12 protein-coding genes are annotated in these 16080 nt (G+C 71.1%); 1 reads left to right on the top strand and 11 read right to left on the bottom strand.

The genetic code is table 11. The features are described from left to right. A complete protein-coding gene (locus ELQ40_RS02585) occupies positions 1–510 on the top strand; it encodes a hypothetical protein (RefSeq protein WP_127792273.1) in 510 nt (169 codons plus the stop codon). Positions 511–684: 174 nt separating this feature from the next. On the opposite strand, the gene ELQ40_RS02580 is transcribed toward ELQ40_RS02585, so the two are convergent. From ELQ40_RS02580 to ELQ40_RS02530, 11 genes are all read right to left on the bottom strand, one after another. Next, entirely contained in the window at positions 685–2253 is a 1569-nt protein-coding gene (locus ELQ40_RS02580) for an APC family permease (RefSeq protein WP_127792272.1), read from the bottom strand. Then, entirely contained in the window at positions 2250–3140 is an 891-nt protein-coding gene (locus ELQ40_RS02575) for a universal stress protein (protein WP_240665909.1), read from the bottom strand. Before ELQ40_RS02575 ends, ELQ40_RS02580 begins: the two co-directional genes overlap by 4 nt. Beyond that, positions 3137–4513 (bottom strand): NAD(P)/FAD-dependent oxidoreductase, encoded by a 1377-nt coding sequence (locus tag ELQ40_RS02570; RefSeq protein WP_127792271.1) that lies wholly within the window; start codon positions 4511–4513, stop codon positions 3137–3139. Before ELQ40_RS02570 ends, ELQ40_RS02575 begins: the two co-directional genes overlap by 4 nt. A gap of 162 nt (positions 4514–4675) precedes the next feature. Beyond that, positions 4676–6145, bottom strand: a complete 1470-nt coding sequence (locus tag ELQ40_RS02565) for an NAD-dependent succinate-semialdehyde dehydrogenase (RefSeq protein ID WP_127792270.1) — start codon at positions 6143–6145, stop codon at positions 4676–4678. A 98-nt stretch (positions 6146–6243) separates the two neighbouring features. Next, positions 6244–7530, bottom strand: a complete 1287-nt coding sequence (locus tag ELQ40_RS02560) for a Glu/Leu/Phe/Val dehydrogenase (RefSeq protein WP_127792269.1) — start codon at positions 7528–7530, stop codon at positions 6244–6246. Continuing rightward, complete coding sequence (gabT, locus tag ELQ40_RS02555) at positions 7527–8894, bottom strand: 4-aminobutyrate--2-oxoglutarate transaminase (protein WP_127792268.1); 1368 nt, start codon at positions 8892–8894, stop codon at positions 7527–7529. Before gabT ends, ELQ40_RS02560 begins: the two co-directional genes overlap by 4 nt. A 181-nt stretch (positions 8895–9075) precedes the next feature. Further along, complete coding sequence (locus tag ELQ40_RS02550; RefSeq protein ID WP_127792267.1) at positions 9076–10989, bottom strand: iron ABC transporter permease; 1914 nt, start codon at positions 10987–10989, stop codon at positions 9076–9078. A gap of 4 nt (positions 10990–10993) precedes the next feature. After that, on the bottom strand, positions 10994–12166 hold the full coding sequence (locus ELQ40_RS02545) for a hypothetical protein (protein WP_127792266.1): 1173 nt from the start codon (positions 12164–12166) through the stop codon (positions 10994–10996). A gap of 62 nt (positions 12167–12228) precedes the next feature. Next, positions 12229–13365, bottom strand: a complete 1137-nt coding sequence (locus ELQ40_RS02540; RefSeq protein WP_127792265.1) for an ABC transporter ATP-binding protein — start codon at positions 13363–13365, stop codon at positions 12229–12231. After that, a complete protein-coding gene (locus ELQ40_RS02535) occupies positions 13362–14981 on the bottom strand; it encodes an LVIVD repeat-containing protein (RefSeq protein WP_127792264.1) in 1620 nt (539 codons plus the stop codon). The genes ELQ40_RS02540 and ELQ40_RS02535 overlap by 4 nt, the downstream gene beginning before the upstream one ends. A 129-nt stretch (positions 14982–15110) precedes the next feature. Next, on the bottom strand, positions 15111–16079 hold the full coding sequence (locus ELQ40_RS02530) for a LysR substrate-binding domain-containing protein (protein WP_127792263.1): 969 nt from the start codon (positions 16077–16079) through the stop codon (positions 15111–15113). Position 16080 lies beyond the last annotated feature (1 nt).

Below are 16080 nucleotides of genomic sequence, written 5' to 3'. Positions count from 1 at the left end.
ATGAGCGACGACACCACCCGACCGCTGCCCGACGGCGAGCCGACGACGCCGCTCGTGCCTCCGCCCGCCCAGGCGGCGCAGACCGCGCAGGCGGCGCAGGCGGCGCAGCCCGCGCATATCGCGCAGGCGGCGCACCACGGGACCTCGGCGCAGCTCGGCGCACCGGCGCACCACGGGGCATCCGCGCACCATGGGGCATCCGCGCACCATGGGGCATCCGCGCAGTCCGGGACATCCGCGCAGTCCGGGACATCCGCCGCAGCGCCCGAGGCATCCGTCGCCGCGAGCGGCCCGCGGATCCGCTGGGCGGGCATCATCTGGGGACTCGTATTCGCCGCGATCGCGGCGGGCCTGCTCGCCGTGCTGGTCGACCCGGTACGACGCGACGACGCGATCATGTGGTGGGCGCAGCTCTCGCCCGCCGGCCTGGGCCTCGTGCTCGTCGTCGCGGTCGGCGCGCTGCTGCTCATCGCGGGCATCGCCGGGCTCGCCCGCCGCGCCGCCCGCTGACCGACGAGGTCTGCGTCGCTCGACCGTTCGAACCACGGAGTGGCGTTCGAGCCGCGCATGCGCGGGTTCCGGCGCCATCTCGTGGTTCCGATGTACGGGGCCGTGCCCGCAAGCGGAACCGCCCGCCGGGTGTCGCCGGCGGGCGGTCGCGTGTGACGTCCGACGGCCTGGGAGCTACGCCTTCGCCACGTCCTTCGACAGCCGCTCGCCGCGGAAGAACTCCGGGCGCTTGAACCGCTGCCAGACCATGATCACGACGCCGACCCCGAGGATCACGACGCCGAGGATGAACACGAGGCCGACGCCGCCGATGTTCGAGCCCGAGCCGTAGTCGGGATCCATGCTGTCGACCAGCGTGATGACGAACAGCACGGTGAGGATGAGCCCGCCGATGAGCGGCGCGAACAGCCGGAAGAACGCGTTGCGCGCGCTCGCGAACCAGGTCTTCCGGAAGTACCAGACCGCCGCGAACGCCGTCAGCCCGTAGTAGAAGCAGATCATCATGCCGAGGGTCGTGATGGTGTCCCACAGCACGTCCTCGCTGACGACGCGCATGATCGCGTAGAACGCGGCCGCCACGATCGCCGACACGACGGTCGCGTACCCGGGCGTGAAGAAGCGCGGGCTGACGCGCGCGAACTTCTCGGGCAGGGCGCCGTAGTGGCCCATCGCGAGCAGCGTGCGCGCCGGCGAGACGAAGGTCGACTGCAGCGACGCCGCCGAGCTCGACAGCACCGCGAGCGACATCAGGATGGCGAGCGGTCCGAGGATCGGGCCCGCGAGGTAGAAGAACGCGTTCTCCTGGATCTCGGGGTTGCCGAGGCCGACGCCCGTGTCGCCGATGCCGGCGAAGGCGAGCGCGCCCATCGCGACGAACAGGTAGATCGCGACGACGATCGTGACGGTGAGCGTCGCAGCCTTGCCCGGCGTCGAGTTCGACCCCTTCGTCTCCTCGTTCATGGTTAGGGTCACGTCCCAGCCCCAGAACACGAACAGCGACACCGACAGGCCCGCGACGACCGCGGTGAACGAGCCGACCTCGAACGGGTTGAACCAGCTGAGCTCGACCTGCGTCGGGTCGAACGCGGTGCCGTTCGCGACGTGCCAGAACGCGGCGACGCCGAAGCCGATCATCACGAGCAGCTGGAACCCGACGAGCCAGTACTGCACCTTCTGGGTCGTCTGCATGTCGCGGTACGAGATGAGCGTCGCCCCGAGGATGAACACCAGGCACGTCGCGACGTTCACGAACGGGTTGCCGACGAGCTCCGCGATGTCGGGGTTGTTGAACGCCTGCGCGAGCGCGAGGTAGAAGAACTCGACCGCGATGCCCGCGAGGTTCGACAGCACCACGACGGTCGCGGCGATGAGGCCCCAGCCGGCCATCCAGCCGACCCACGGGCCGAACGCGCGCGTCGCCCACGTGAACGACGTGCCGGAGTCGGGCATCGCGCTGTTGAGCTCGCGGTAGCCGAACGCGACGAGCAGCATCGGGATGAACCCGAGCAGGAAGATCGCGGGCAGCTGCGTGCCGACCTCGGCCACCGTCGGGCCGAGGGAGCCGGTCAGCGTGTACGCGGGCGCGATGCAGGAGATGCCGATGACGATCGCGCCGATGAGGCCGACCGATCCGGCCGAGAGGCCCTTCTTCGAGAGTCCGGCCTCGCCGTCGAGGGTGGCCGACGCCTGGGTGAGCGGGGCGTGGGGCTCGGGACGGCTCTCGCCTGGGTGCTGGTGCGTCATCGCTCCGTCTTCCGGGTCGTGCGGGGCACCACGATCAGCGGCACCGGGAGTTCGCGCAGCATCTTCGATGCGGTCGAACCGAGGAACAGTCGGGCAGGCGCCGCGAGGCGGCTCGAACCGACGACGACGAGCTCGCCGGCGTGCCAGTCGAGGGCCTTCACGGATGCCTCGATGGTGTCGCCGGTCGCGATCGTCGCGGTCGCCTCGACCCCCGCGGGGAGGGTCGCGCGGGCCTCGTCGAGCGCGCGCTGGGCGCCCGCCGCGCTCGTCAGGTCGACCAGGCCGGTGTCGACGCCCGCGGGCAGGTCGACGGGCACCAGCGACAGCAGCCGGAGCGGCGCGTGCACGGCCGCGGCGAGCGCGACGGATGCCTCGAGCACGACGCCCGGGGTGCCGCCGACGGCCGCGGTGATGCGCGAGACGCCCTGCGACAGCGCCACCTCGCGGGATCCGGCGGGCGCGAGGGCGACCGGCACGTCGGAGGAGTGCAGCAGCTCCTCGCCGACCGAGCCGAGCCGGGTGCGGCCGAACAGGCCGCCGCGTGCGGTGCCCACGACGATCAGCGACGCGTCGAACTCGTGCGCAGCCTCGACGAGGCCCGCGGCGAACGACTCGGCGTACCGGATGTGCAGCGACTGCGGCGCCTCGCCGATGACCGCGGACGCCTCGGCCAGCCATCCCTGCGAGCGCTCCTTGACGTGACGTTCGTAGGCCGGATCGCGGGGCACGACGCCGCCGCGCGCCTCGATGGGCAGCACCATGACGACCTCGAGCAGCGCCTCGCTCGCGACGGCGATGCGCGCGCCGAGCGCGAGGGCGTCGGCCCCGGAGTCGTCGGCGGTGTAGCCGACGAGGATCCGGCGGTCGCTCACGGCCGCCTCGCTCACGGCCGCGTCTCCTCGATCAGGCGGTCGGCGACGAGCCGGCCCATGCGGATCGCGCCGTCGACGTGCTGGTACCCCTTGCCCGCCATGTCGGAGCAGGCGAACGAGATCGGGCCGACGGGCGTGCGCAGGTCGGCGCCGTAGCGTGCGAGGCCGCCCATGTCGAAGCTCGCCGCGTAGGCGCCTCGGGTCCACTCCTCCGAGCCCCAGTCGCTCTCGTAGTAGACGACGGGGTTCAGCGCCTCGGGCCCGTAGTAGTGCGACAGCGACTCGAGGATGCGCGCCTTGCGCTCCTCGGCCGGCAGCGTGAAGACGCCGTCGGCCTCCTCGTCGGAGACGAAGCCGACGAGGGTGCCGCGGGTGTCGCCGTGGTTCGTGTTGTCGTACGCCTCGTGGCTCAGCTCGTACGGGCTGAAGGCCGTGCCCGACAGGCCCTGCTCGCGCCAGAACGGGGTCTCGTAGACCGCGTGCACCTTGATGACGAAGCCCATCGAGAGGTGCTGGTGCAGCTGGTGCTGCCGGCGCGGCAGCGGCGGCTCGTACGAGATGCGGCTGTACAGCACGGGCGCGAGCGCCAGCACGACCCGCTGCGCATGCACCTCGAGCGAGTCGGTGACGACGGTGACGCCGGCCGAGGCATCCGCGTCGACGCCGCCCCAGCGGACGGTGCGCACCGGCTGACCGAGCTTGACCGCGTCGCCGAGCTGCTCGGCGAGCAGGATCGGCACCTGCTGGAGCCCGCCGATCACGCGCTTGTCGAGGATGAAGTCGGCATCGACGAGGTGCGAGAACGAACCGGCGGATGCCGCCATGAGCAGCGCCTGCAGGGCCGAGAACGCGTGGTCGGGCTTGGTGAGCATCGCGCCCGCGATGAACAGGCCGATGTTCAGTCGCGCCTCGTCGTCGTCGGTCTGCGTCTCGAGCCAGTGGGCGAACGAGATCTCGTCGAGCTCCTTCGCCTGCGGGTGCTCCCACGGGGCATCCGGGTCGATCTCGGCGACGAGTGCGTCGAGCTTGTCGATGAGGTCGACCATCTCGTCCTCGGTGCGCTTGGCGACCGGGAACATCTCGCCCTCGAACAGCGTGCGGTTGCCGTCCCGGTCGATGTAGACGTTCTTGCCCTCGCGGTACCGGTCGTACGTCTCGAGGCCGAGTTCGGCGAGGGTCTCGATCAGGGCGTCCTGGTCGGGCGAGACCCACTGGCCGCCGATCTCGAGCATCGCGCCGTCGACGTCGTCGGTCCAGAGCCGGCCGCCGACGCGGTCGCGGGCCTCCAGCACGACGACCGACCGCCCGGCGGCCTTGAGGCGGTTCGCGGCGGTGAGTCCGGCTGCGCCGGCCCCGACGATGACGACGTCGCAGTCGATGCGTTCCATGGGTGTTGCCTTTCCGTCGGGCGGTCGTTCGAGTGGGTGCAGTCCTGGATTCAGGAGATCGGTCGCGGTTCAGGATGCTTCTGCGGTTGCGGTCCTGAGCAGCTTCCGATCTCCTGAATCCGGCACGTGCGCGGTGCGCGGTGCGACGTGCGCGGTGCGTGCTCAGCCGAGCGGGATGAGCGTGTACTTGGTGTCGAGGTACTCGTGGATGCCCTCGGCGCCGCCCTCGCGGCCGATGCCCGACTGCTTGACGCCGCCGAACGGGGCCGCCGCGTTCGAGACGAGGCCCGTGTTGAGGCCCATCATGCCGGTGGCGAGGCGGTCGATCATGCGGTGCCCGCGGGCCAGGTCCTGCGTGAAGACGTACGAGATGAGCCCGTACTCGGTATCGTTCGCGAGGCGCACGGCGTCGTCCTCGGTCGAGAACGTGGTGATGCCGAGCACGGGTCCGAAGATCTCCTCCTTCAGCAGGCGGGCGTCGGCCGAGACATCGCCGAGCACCGTCGGCGCGTAGAACGAGCCCGCGCCGTCGAGCGGCGCTCCCCCGACCAGGATCTTCGCGCCCTTGCCCACGGCGTCCTGGACCAGCTCGTCCGTCGAGGCGACGGCCTTCTCGTCGATCAGCGGACCGATGCCGACGCCGTCGTCGGTCCCCCGACCGACCTTGAACGCGGCGACGCGCTCGGCTACCCGGCGCGCGAACTCGCCGGCGACCGACTCGTGCACGATGAAGCGGTTCGCGGCCGTGCACGCCTGCCCGATGTTGCGGAACTTCGCGACCATCGCGCCGTCGACCGCCTTGTCGAGGTCGGCGTCCTCGAAGACGACGAACGGCGCGTTGCCGCCGAGCTCCATCGACGTGCGCAGGATCCCCTGGGCGGCGTCGCGCATGAGGCTGCGGCCGACCTCGGTCGATCCGGTGAAGCTCAGCTTGCGCAGCCGCGGGTCGGCGATGATCGGGCTCGACAGCGCGCTCGACTTCGACGTGGTGACGACGTTGACGACGCCCTTCGGCAGCCCGACCTCCTCGAGCAGCTGCACGAACGCGATGGTCGTGAGCGGCGTGAGCGCTGCCGGCTTCACGACGACGGTGCAGCCCGCGGCGAGCGCGGGGGCGATCTTGCGGGTCGCCATCGCGAGCGGGAAGTTCCACGGCGTGATGAAGAACGACGGCCCGACGGGGCGCTGCGACACGACGATACGGCCGGTGCCCTCGGGGTTGAGCCCGTAGCGGCCGTTGATGCGCACGGCCTCCTCGCTGAACCAGCGGAGGAACTCGCCGCCGTAGTTCACCTCGCCGCGCGCCTCGGCGAGCGGCTTGCCCATCTCGAGCGTCATCAGCAGCGCGAACTCCTCGCGGCGCGCGATGAGCGTGTCGAAGGCGCGGCGCAGCAGCTCGGCCCGCTCGCGCGGCGCGGTCGCGGCCCACTCGTCCTGCGCGGCGACCGCGGCATCGAGGGCGCGCATGCCATCGGCCGGCGAGGCATCCGCGATCTCCTTGATCACGTCGCCAGTCGACGGATCGGCGACCGTCATCGTGCGGCCGTCCTCGGCGTCGACCCACTCGCCGCCGATGTAGAGGCCGGAGGCGACGCGGTCGAGGAGGTCGGTTTCGTGCGTTGCGAGGGTCATGCTGCTCCTGTCGGTCGGATGTCGGGGTCGTCTGCGTGAACGGATGCCCCGGTCGGGCGGGCGGTGGTGCGAGGTGCCGGGTGGTGCGCTGCCGTGGTTCAGGGATAGAGGCCGCGGAGGCGGTGCGCCTCGGCGACGCGTTCGACGGCGAGCGCGGTCGCGGCGGTGCGCAGGGACAGCCCCCTGGCCCCTGCGTAGCCGAGCACGCACTCCCACGCGCTCAGCATGCGCTCCTCCAGTCTGCTCTCGACCTCGTCGGCGCGCCACCAGTAGGCCTGGTTGGCCTGCACCCACTCGAAGTACGAGACGATCACGCCGCCGGCGTTCGCGAGGATGTCGGGCACGACAAGCACGTCGCGCTCGCGCAGGATGCGGTCGGCGGCCGGCGTCGTGGGCCCGTTGGCGCCCTCGACGACGACCCTGGCCTGCACGTCGGCTGCGTTGCCCTCGTGCAGCACGCCCTCGACGGCGGCGGGGACGAGGAGGTCGACGGGCTGGGTGAGCAGCGCGTCGCGGTCGATCGGCTCGGCGCCGGTGAACCCGACCACCGAACCGGTCTCGCGGACGTGGTCGATGAGCGCGTCGACGTGGAGGCCGGACGCGTTCAGGATCGCCCCGTACTGGTCGCTGACGGCGGTGACGCGGACGCCGGCCTCGGCGAGGAACCGGGCGGTGTCGGCGCCGACCTTGCCGAAGCCCTGGACGGCCGCGGTCGAACGCGACGGCTCGAACCCCGCGTGGCGCAGGGCGGCGAGCGCGATGTGCGTGACCCCGCGGCTGGTCGCGGAGGCGCGACCCTGCGAGCCGCCGAGCGCGATCGGCTTGCCGGTGACGATGCCGGGCACGGTGTACCCGGAGTTCACCGAGTAGGTGTCCATGATCCAGGCCATGGTGCGCTCGTCGGTGCCGATGTCGGGCGCGGGGATGTCGCGCTCGGGCCCGATGATCGGCAGGATCTCGCTCGTGTACCGGCGCGTCACCCGCTCGAGCTCCGCGGTGGAGTGCGCGCGCGGGTCGATCGCGATGCCGCCCTTCGCGCCGCCGTACGGCACGTCGAGCAGGGCGCACTTCCAGGTCATCCACATGGCGAGCGCGCGCACCTCGTCGAGGTCGACGTTCGGCGCGTACCGCAGGCCGCCCTTGGCGGGGCCGCGCGAGAAGTTGTGCTGCACCCGGTACCCGGTGAAGAGCCGGGTCTCGCCCGTGTCGGTGCGCAGCGGCACGGCGACCGTCAGCTCGCGCCGCGGGGTCGCGAGCAACTGGTGGGTGCCCTCGCCGTAGCCGAGCAGCGCGATGGCCTCGGCGAGCTGCGCGCGGGCGTCCGCGAGCGGGGTCGCGATGGGCGCGGATGCGGCGGCGACGACGTTGTCGACCGTGAGGCTCATGCGGTCTTCAGCCCCTCCGCGACGACGCCGAGGCCCTCGACGAGCAGGTCGTCGCCGATGGTGAGCGGCGGCAGGAAGCGGATGACGTTGCCGTACGTGCCGCAGGTGAGCAGGATCACGCCGTGCTCGTGCGCGTACTTCGCGATGCGGTTCGTGAGCGCAGCGTCGGGGGCGCCGGTCTCGGGGTCGACGAGCTCGATGGCGACCATGGCGCCGCGGCCGCGGACGTCGCCGATGCGCGGGTCGGCGGTGCGCAGGGCGTTGAGGCGGCCGAGCAGCACGGAGCCGATCTCCTTCGCACGGCCGATCAGGCCGTCCTCCTCGTACGCCTCGATCGCGGCGAGCGCCGCGGCGCACGCGAGCGGGTTGCCGCCGTAGGTGCCGCCGAGGCCGCCGGCCATCGCGGAGTCCATGATGTCGGCGCGGCCGGTCACGGCCGACAGCGGCAGGCCGCCGGCGATGCCCTTCGCGGTGACGACGACGTCGGGCACGATGCCCTCGTGGTCGCTCGCGAACCAGGCGCCCGTGCGACTGAAGCCGGTCTGCACCTCGTCGGCGATGAAGACGACGCCGTTGGCGTTCGCCCACTCGACGAGGGCAGGCAGGAAGCCGGCGGCGGGCACGATGAAGCCGCCCTCGCCCTGGATGGGCTCGATGATGATCGCGGCGAGGTTCTCGACGCCGACCTGCTTCTCGATCTGGGTGATCGCGCGGGCCGCGGCCTCGGCGCCCGACAGGCCGCCGTCGCGGAACGGGTACGAGAGGGGCGCACGGTAGACCTCGGGTGCGAACGGGCCGAAGCCGCTCTTGTACGGGATGTTCTTCGCGGTGAGGCCCATGGTGAGGTTCGTGCGGCCGTGGTAGGCGTGGTCGAACGCGACGACGGCCTGCTTCTTCGTGAAGTGGCGGGCGATCTTGACGGCGTTCTCGACGGCTTCGGCGCCCGAGTTGAACAGGGCGGTGCGCTTCTCGTGGTCGCCGGGGGTGAGCGCGTTGAGGCGCTCGGCGACGGCGACGTAGCCCTCGTAGGGCGCGATGGTGAAGCACGTGTGGGTGAAGGCGTTCAGCTGGGCGGTGACGGCCTCGACGACGCGCGGGTTCGAGTTGCCGACGCCGGTGACGGCGATGCCCGAGCCGAGGTCGATCAGCGAGTTGCCGTCGGCGTCGACGACGACGCCCCCGCCGCCCGCGACGATCGAGACGGGCAGCGTGTGTCCGACGCCGGATGCCACGGCCTGCGCCTTGCGGGCGATGAGCTCCTGCGAGCGGGGGCCGGGGATGGCGGTGACGAGGCGGCGCTCCTGCGCGAGCGCGGGTCCGCCGGTTGCTGCGGTGCCGGTGACGGCGGGATCGACGATGGTCATGGCTGCTCCGATGCGGGTGACGACGGTGGCGTGATGGGGTCGATGGTAGGTCGGCCGCCGTCTTCGCCGCTTCGCCCGGATGTCCGGTGTACGGCCGTTCGATCGACATCGCGTACAACCGCCGTCGACGCCGCCGCCCACCGGACCATCGGCGTCCGGTGGGCGGTGACTCGATCACGGGTCAGCGGCGGGACAGCTCCCGCTGCTCCTGCGCCGCGATCGAGCGGGTGTCCGTCGCCGGCGCCTCGGCCGCCGCCACGGCGGCTGCAGCAGCACCCCCGGCCGGTCCCGGCACGGCGGCGACGTCCGCGAGCCGCGAGCGGCGACGCGCCCGGCCGATCGCCCGCAGCGAGACCGCCCATTGCAGGCCGTACCCGATGACGAAGACGAGCAGGGTGAAGATGAGCGCCATCGCCGCGCCCTGGTCGGGCGCGTAGAGCTGCGCCGAACGCGGGTTGATCATCGCGTACATGTACACCGACAGCGGCCGCGTCTCGGGGGTCGCGAGGAACGCGGGCAGCGTGAACTCGTTGGTGCCGAGGATGAACATCTGGATCCACACCGCGAACACGGTCGGCATGAGCAGCGGCGCGACGATGCGCCGGAACCCCTCGAATCGGCTCGCGCCGCTGATCTGGGCGGCCTCCTCCAGTTCCCTGCGGATCTGCAGGGTCGCGCTGTACCCGCTGCGATACGCGATCGACACCCGATAGGAGTAGGCGATGACGAGCGCGGCGATGGTGCCGGCGATCGGGATCACCGGGTTGATCACCAGGAACGTCAGGAACATCGCGAAGCCCGCGATCACCGCGGGGATCGCGACCGATGACGAGGCGAACAGGTCGACCGCCCGAGTCCACGGCGTCGACCGGCTCCGGGCGATGCCGTACGCCAGCACGGTCGCCGCGACGCACGCGATCGTGGCGCTGCCGCCGGCGATCAGGAGGGTGCGGCCCAGCGACGCCCAGAACTCGCCGTCGCCGAGCACCTCGCCGAAGGCCGTGAAGTGCGTCTGCTCGGCGAGCGCGGCGAACGAGAACGCGATCGGGTAGGGCGTGATCGCCGACCACAGCAGCGCGAACAGCGGCAGGATCGCGGTGAGCAGCGTGAACACGAAGACCGCCACGAGCACCGGGATCCGCCAGGCGCCGAGCCGCATCGTCGTCGGCCGGAACCCCTTGCCCGAGATCGACGCGCGGCGTTCGGCATCCCTCGTCGCCCGGAGGTAGATCACGAACGCGATCGTCGTGATCACCAGGAAGATGCAGCCCCACGCGGCGGCGAGCCCGTACTGCGGCAGTTCGCCCGCTCCCGCGCTGATCAGGGTCCACAGCTTCAGCGCGAAGATCGACTTGCCCGACTCCTGGCCGAACAGCAGCGGCACCTCGAGGCTGCCGAGTCCGAGGATGAAGGTCAGCACCGTGACGCCGAGCAGGCCCGGCCAGAGCATCGGCAGCGTGACGCGGCGCAGCGTCTGCGCCCACGACGCACCCGACACCCGCGCCGACTCCTCGAGCGCGCCGTCCATCCCGGTGAGGATCGGCACGATCATCAGGAACGGGAACGTGACGTTCGTCAGCGACTGGATGAAGGTCATCGTGGCGAACGAGAACGGGTCGATCGTGACCCCGGACATGCCGGGGATGAGGTGCAGCAACTGGTTGAGCACGCCCGATTCGGGCGAGAGCATCAGCAGGTAGGCCTGCGCCTTGACGATCGGCGGCACGATGAACGGCACGATCACGAGGATCGAGATCACCCGTCGGAACGGGGCGTTCGTCCGCACGGTCACCCACGCGAGCCCGAACGCCATCAGCAGCGACAGGACGGTCGAGCCGCCGACGAAGACCGCCGTCGAGCCGAGCACGGCCCAGAAGTCCTCGCGCAGGCTCCAGAGCGTCTGGAAGTTCTCGACGCCCCACTGCGCCGACGAGACGCCGAACGGCAGGAACGGACCGCGGAACGCCGTGATCACCTGCACGACCAGCGGGATCCCGAGGAGGAGGACGATCACCGCCCCGGCGACGACCGTCGCGATCGTCATCGTGGACGGGCGCTCGCGCCCGGCCTTCGCGGTCCGTCCTGCCTGGTCCATGCGGTTATCCGTTCAGTGCCGCGTCGGCGGCGTCGGTGATCGCGATCCATTCGTCGCGGGTGTCCTGCGTCTCGATCTCCGCACCGTTCTCGAGGCTGAGCAGGAGGGCGTCGGCGTTCGTCTTCATCAGGCCGGTCGCCTGCTCGAAGACGGAGCTCGGCAGGCCCGGGTACGGCACCTGGGTGGTCGAGAACTGCTCGTCGGTCATGCGCAGCTCGATCCAGTCGGGGTCGTACGCGTTCCACAGCGCCCAGAGCATCGCGCCGGGCACGTTGCCTGCATCGGCGTTCACGCCCGAGAACTGCGCGAACACGCCCGAGTGCTCGAACGGCGTGACCGCCAGGCTCGGGTTCGGGTTGAACAGCGTCTGGTTGAGCGCGATCGGCACGTCGCCGCTCGAGAGCGGCGTGTTCTGGTCCTCGAGCACCTGGAGGGCGCCCGACGACTTCAGCTCGCCGATGAGCTCGACCATCGCGTCCTCGCCCTCGGCCATGCCGTACCCGGAGAACACGATGGGGTTGTAGCTCGCGATCGACGCCTTGCCCTGGTACTCGGGTGCCAGCAGGCCCTCGAGCGAGGCGGGCGCCTGGATGCGGTCGACGTTGACCTGCATGAGCGACCCGTTGACGCTGTCGGGCAGCATCTCGGGCGCGCCGATCTCGAGGAACTCGGCGGGCACGCCGAACGCGGTCCAGTCGACGTCGGCCCAGTACCCCTCGTCGGTCATCGTCGCGGCCGAGACGAGCGAGCCCGAGAGGATGTCGGTGTTGCGCGAGCCGGTGGTCTTCGCGGTGATGACGGCCGACGGCAGGTTGTAGGTCAGCCCCTGCGTCTCGATCTCCAGGTCGGGGTAGCGCGAGTTGAACTGCGCGATCACCTCGGGGGCCAGCTCGTACCAGTCCCAGATCACCAGCCGGCCGCCATCGGTCTCCTTGGCCTGCTCGTACAGCGCGTCCATCTGGCGGTCGATCTCGGGCCAGAAGTCCTCGTAGAAGTTCTCGCAGCGCGTGAACGCGCCGACGGCGACGGCGTCGCAGGTCGCGGCCTCGCCGCCGCCGGCGACCGGTTCGACGGCGTCGGGCACACCGCCGCCCTCGTTGGTGCTGCAGGCGCTCAGCAGCAGCATCCCCGCCGCCGCGATGCCGATGCATCCGCTGCGAACTGATCGTGTGCTCATGGTGGGTGTCCTCTCAGGTGTGGTGCGCTCGGGTGGTGCGTTCGGATCCCTCGGTGTCGCGGTTACGCCGCGAGCACCCGGCACGCGTGGGGGGCGAGTTCGAGGAAGACGGTGCTGCCCGCCTCGGGCGAGTCGAGCGGTGCGCCGCGCGCGATGATGCTGCCGACGGCGGTCTCGCCGTCGAGCACCTCGGCCTCGTACTCGACGATCTCGCCGAGGAACTCGACCCGGGCCACCCTGGCCGGCAGCAGGTTGGGCCGGTCGACCGCGGCGGCGTGCCAGCGCACGCTCTCGGGCCGGAAGGTGACCGTCACGTCGTCGCCCGGGCCGACCTCGCTCGGACAGGGCGTCTCGAGCCGGGAGCCGAACGCCTCGACGAATGCCTCGCCGTCGGAGCCGCGCTCGCGCACGACGCCGGGGATCAGGTTGACGCGGCCGACGAAGTCGGCGACGAAGCGGTCGGCCGGGCGGTAGTAGAGGTCGCGCGGGGCGGCCTCCTGCACGATGCGGCCCTGATGCATCACGGCGACGCGGTCCGACATCGACAGCGCCTCGGACTGGTCGTGCGTGACGTAGAGGGCGGTGATGCCGAGCTGCTGCTGGAGGCTCCGCAGCTCGTTGCGCATCGTGTCGCGCAGCTTCGCGTCGAGGTTCGAGAGCGGTTCGTCCAGCAGCAGCAGCTTCGGCCGGTGCGCGAGCGCCCGGGCCAGGGCGAGCCGCTGCTGCTGGCCGCCCGACAGCGCCGTGGCGGGCCGGTGCGCGTAGCCGTCGAGCTGGACGAGCTCGAGGGCCTCCATCGCGCGCCGGCGGGCCTGCGCCTTCGGCAGCCGGTTCGCCGACACCTGGAGCGGGAACACCGCGTTCGCGAAGACGGTCATGTGCGGCCAGATCGCGTAGTTCTGGAACACCATCCCGACGTCGCGCCGGTCGGGCGAGACGTGCTTCGTGCCGGTGGAGAGCACGGTGTCGTCGAGCGAGATCGTGCCGCCGTTGCTGGTCTCGAGGCCGGCCACGCACCGCAGCGTCGTCGTCTTGCCGCAACCCGACGGCCCGAGCAGCGACGTGAACGTGCCGGGTTCGATCGTGAACGTCACGCCCTTGACGACCGGCACCTGCGCGCCGTCGAGCTCGTAGTGCTTCTCGAGCCCGTCGACGACGAGCCGCCCGCCGCCCGCCGCGTCGGCGCCGCCCCTGCTCATCGGTCGGATGCCTCGGCGGGCAGCCCGACGACGGGTTCGCCGAGCAGCGGGGTGGACACGGCGTAGATGCCATGGTTCGCGAACAGCCAGATGAGGTTGCGGTCCCACTCGACGAAGATCCCGTGCACGGGGGCGGCGAGGTCGTCGTCGTCCTTCAACCCCATCGGCGGCACGAAGTAGGCGCCGACCTTCGGGTCCTCGGGGTCGCGCACGTCGAAGATCTGGAGCCCGGCCGCGTAGAAGGCGTAGGGGACGACGCCGCCGTGCGGCGTGCCGGTGTTCGTGAAGTAGCCCGAGCGCTTCGGCCCGAACGAGCCGCGGCGCTGCGCCCAGTCGGTGAACTTCGCCTCGGCGGGCGGCAGCGGTCGCGGCAGGGTGCGGACGACCCTCGGGTTCGTCGGGTCGCTGACGTCGACCTGGTAGATCTCCTTGGCCGGCTCATAGCAGTCGGTGTTCATCGGGTAGCCCGAGACGTAGACGTATCCGGTCTCCTCGACCTGGGTCGTGTCGACGTTGTCGCCCTCGGTGCCGGCGACGCTGGTCGGCAGCTCGCACCAGCCGACGTGGTGGATGTCGGTCGGGTCCGAGACGTCCAGCACGAAGAAGCCCTGCCCGCCCTGGGCGGCGTAGCCGTACTTCCAGCCCGACTCGACCGAGCGGGGCATGAAGACGCCCATGCGCGAGCCGAACCACGAGGTGCGGTTGTTCCAGCGGTCGTTGTCCGCCAGGTACGGCGAGTCGTCCTCCTCGCCGGCACGCGAGCCGGGCACCCACCACTGCGAGAGCAGCTCCGGCTTGGCCGGGTCGGAGAGGTCGTATGCGGCGTGACCGGCCGTCCAAAGCGTGGTCTTGTACGGCTGGTTGGTGAAGGTGTTGTCGGGCGCCGTCGCGACGAAGAGGTACTTGTCGCCGTAGTAGACGGGCAGGTCCAGGACGCCGTTGCCCTCCTGGATCTCGTCCGGACCGTGGCTCGGGTCGGTCGACATCTCGGTGATGAGGGTCCAGTCGCGCGGGCTCGGGCCGTTCACCTCGAAGACGCGGAAGCCGCGCAGGCCCTCCCACTCCGTGAGCTGTCCCTCGACGGTGTCGTCGATCCACTTGTTCGCGACCCGGCCCTTGAGGAAGTATCGCGGGGTCTCGCTGGCCTGGATGGCGAGGTACGCGCCGCGGGCCTCGTTCCACTGCACGGTCGTCGCGCCGAACTGCGGGCGCGGGTCGTCCCAGCCCCACTGCTCCTCGTCGACGACCTTCAGGTCGCGCGGGTCGGTGATGTCGTAGAGCTTCCAGTGGTTGCCGCCGCCGTAGTGCAGCATGTACCGCACGCCGTCGACGTCGTAGATGCACTGCCACGAGTGGCTCGTGTTGACCACGATCGGGTAGAACGCCTCGGCGGTCGCGTTGAGCGCGTAGGTCTCGGGGTCGCGGTAGTCGAGCTGGCCGGGCCAGTCGACGAACACGTCGCGCGGGACCGACGGCGTGTGCGCCGGGGGCAGGAAGGTGCCGTCGGGCTGCATGCCCCAGGTTCCGGGCTCGGGGTCGGCCGGTTCACCGGCGACCCGTCGGAAATCCTCGGGGCGGTACTTCTTCGCATCGGGCACGTAGGGGGAGCCGGCCATGTCGCCTCCAGAGTCGGCAGAAGGATGGAATCGGTGCGACGCTTCCTCGCGTCGTTTCCATCAGCGTCATCGCCGCGCCCCATGCTGTCCAATATCTATCCGGCTCCGCGCCATGCTCGAACGGGTATATCAACCGATGGTGCGCGGCTCCCGTGCGGTGAACTCGCGCTCGAACTCCGCCAGCCGCGCACCCTCCTCGCGCAGGTGCCCGAGCAGCGCGGCGGCGGCCGCCGACGGCGTGCGATCCTTCGGCATGGTCACCCCCACCGCGCGCCGGATCGAACTCAGCGGCGTCGCGAGGATGCGCAGGTCGCGGTCGTCGACCGCGATGAACATCGGCAGCGCGGCGATCACGTCCGTCGACACCAGGAGGTTGCGCAGCGTCAGCATCGACGTGCACTCGACCCGGTCGGCGGGCAGGGGCAGGCCCTCGTGGAAGAAGACCGCCTCGAGTTCGGCCCGGAGCGCGGTCTGGGCGACCGGGAAGATCCACGGGTAGGCGATCAGGTCGGCCAACGCGGGTGCACGGTGGCCGTCGTGCACCGGATGCCCCTCCCTCGCGACCAGGCGGATCGGTTCGTGGTGCAGGCGCTCCTGCTCGAGCCGGACCGGCACGGTCGGCGAGAGGCGTCCGACGGTGAGGTCGAGGTCGCCGGCGAGCAGCAGTTGCTGCAGCATGTCGGGGGTGCTCTCGCGGACGACCACGGTCAGTCGCGGATGCTCGGCCTTGAGCGCGGCGATCGCCCGGGGCAGCAGCAGGTTGGAGCCCGCGAGATGCGTGCCGACCGTGACCGTGCCGAGCTGACCGGTCTGCATCAGGCGCATCTCCTCGTCGGCGGCGCGCAGCTCGGCGAGCACCGAGCGGGCACGGTCGATGAACGACTGGCCGTAGCGGGTCGGCACGACCCCGCGGGGACGACGCTCGAAGAGCGGCACGCCCAAGAGGTCCTCGACCTCCCGGAGGGCGCGGGTGACGACGGGCTGGGTGATGTGGAGCGATTCCGCGGCGCGGACGAGCGTGCCCTCGTCGGCGATGGCGGTGACGAGGACGAGGTGGCGCACCTTCAGGCGGCCGTCGAGCAGGCGTTCGGAGGACATG

This window comes from Agromyces sp. LHK192 (assembly GCF_004006235.1).
In the GTDB taxonomy this organism is placed as follows: domain Bacteria; phylum Actinomycetota; class Actinomycetes; order Actinomycetales; family Microbacteriaceae; genus Agromyces.
The sequence above is the reverse complement of the archived record's forward strand: the minus strand, read 5'-3'. Positions and strand labels throughout refer to the sequence as shown.

Bases quoted from the DNA above. Each gene is read 5' to 3' on its own strand.
- ELQ40_RS02550 (WP_127792267.1), bottom strand. From the start codon at position 10,989: ATGGACCAGGCAGGACGGACCGCGAAGGCCGGGCGCGAGCGCCCGTCC.
- ELQ40_RS02545 (WP_127792266.1), bottom strand. From the start codon at position 12,166: ATGAGCACACGATCAGTTCGCAGCGGATGCATCGGCATCGCGGCGGCG.
- ELQ40_RS02585 (WP_127792273.1), top strand. From the start codon at position 1: ATGAGCGACGACACCACCCGACCGCTGCCCGACGGCGAGCCGACGACG.
- ELQ40_RS02570 (WP_127792271.1), bottom strand. From the start codon at position 4,513: ATGGAACGCATCGACTGCGACGTCGTCATCGTCGGGGCCGGCGCAGCC.
- ELQ40_RS02540 (WP_127792265.1), bottom strand. From the start codon at position 13,365: ATGAGCAGGGGCGGCGCCGACGCGGCGGGCGGCGGGCGGCTCGTCGTC.
- gabT (WP_127792268.1), bottom strand. From the start codon at position 8,894: ATGACCATCGTCGATCCCGCCGTCACCGGCACCGCAGCAACCGGCGGA.
- ELQ40_RS02535 (WP_127792264.1), bottom strand. From the start codon at position 14,981: ATGGCCGGCTCCCCCTACGTGCCCGATGCGAAGAAGTACCGCCCCGAG.
- ELQ40_RS02565 (WP_127792270.1), bottom strand. From the start codon at position 6,145: ATGACCCTCGCAACGCACGAAACCGACCTCCTCGACCGCGTCGCCTCC.
- ELQ40_RS02560 (WP_127792269.1), bottom strand. From the start codon at position 7,530: ATGAGCCTCACGGTCGACAACGTCGTCGCCGCCGCATCCGCGCCCATC.
- ELQ40_RS02530 (WP_127792263.1), bottom strand. From the start codon at position 16,079: ATGTCCTCCGAACGCCTGCTCGACGGCCGCCTGAAGGTGCGCCACCTC.
- ELQ40_RS02580 (WP_127792272.1), bottom strand. From the start codon at position 2,253: ATGACGCACCAGCACCCAGGCGAGAGCCGTCCCGAGCCCCACGCCCCG.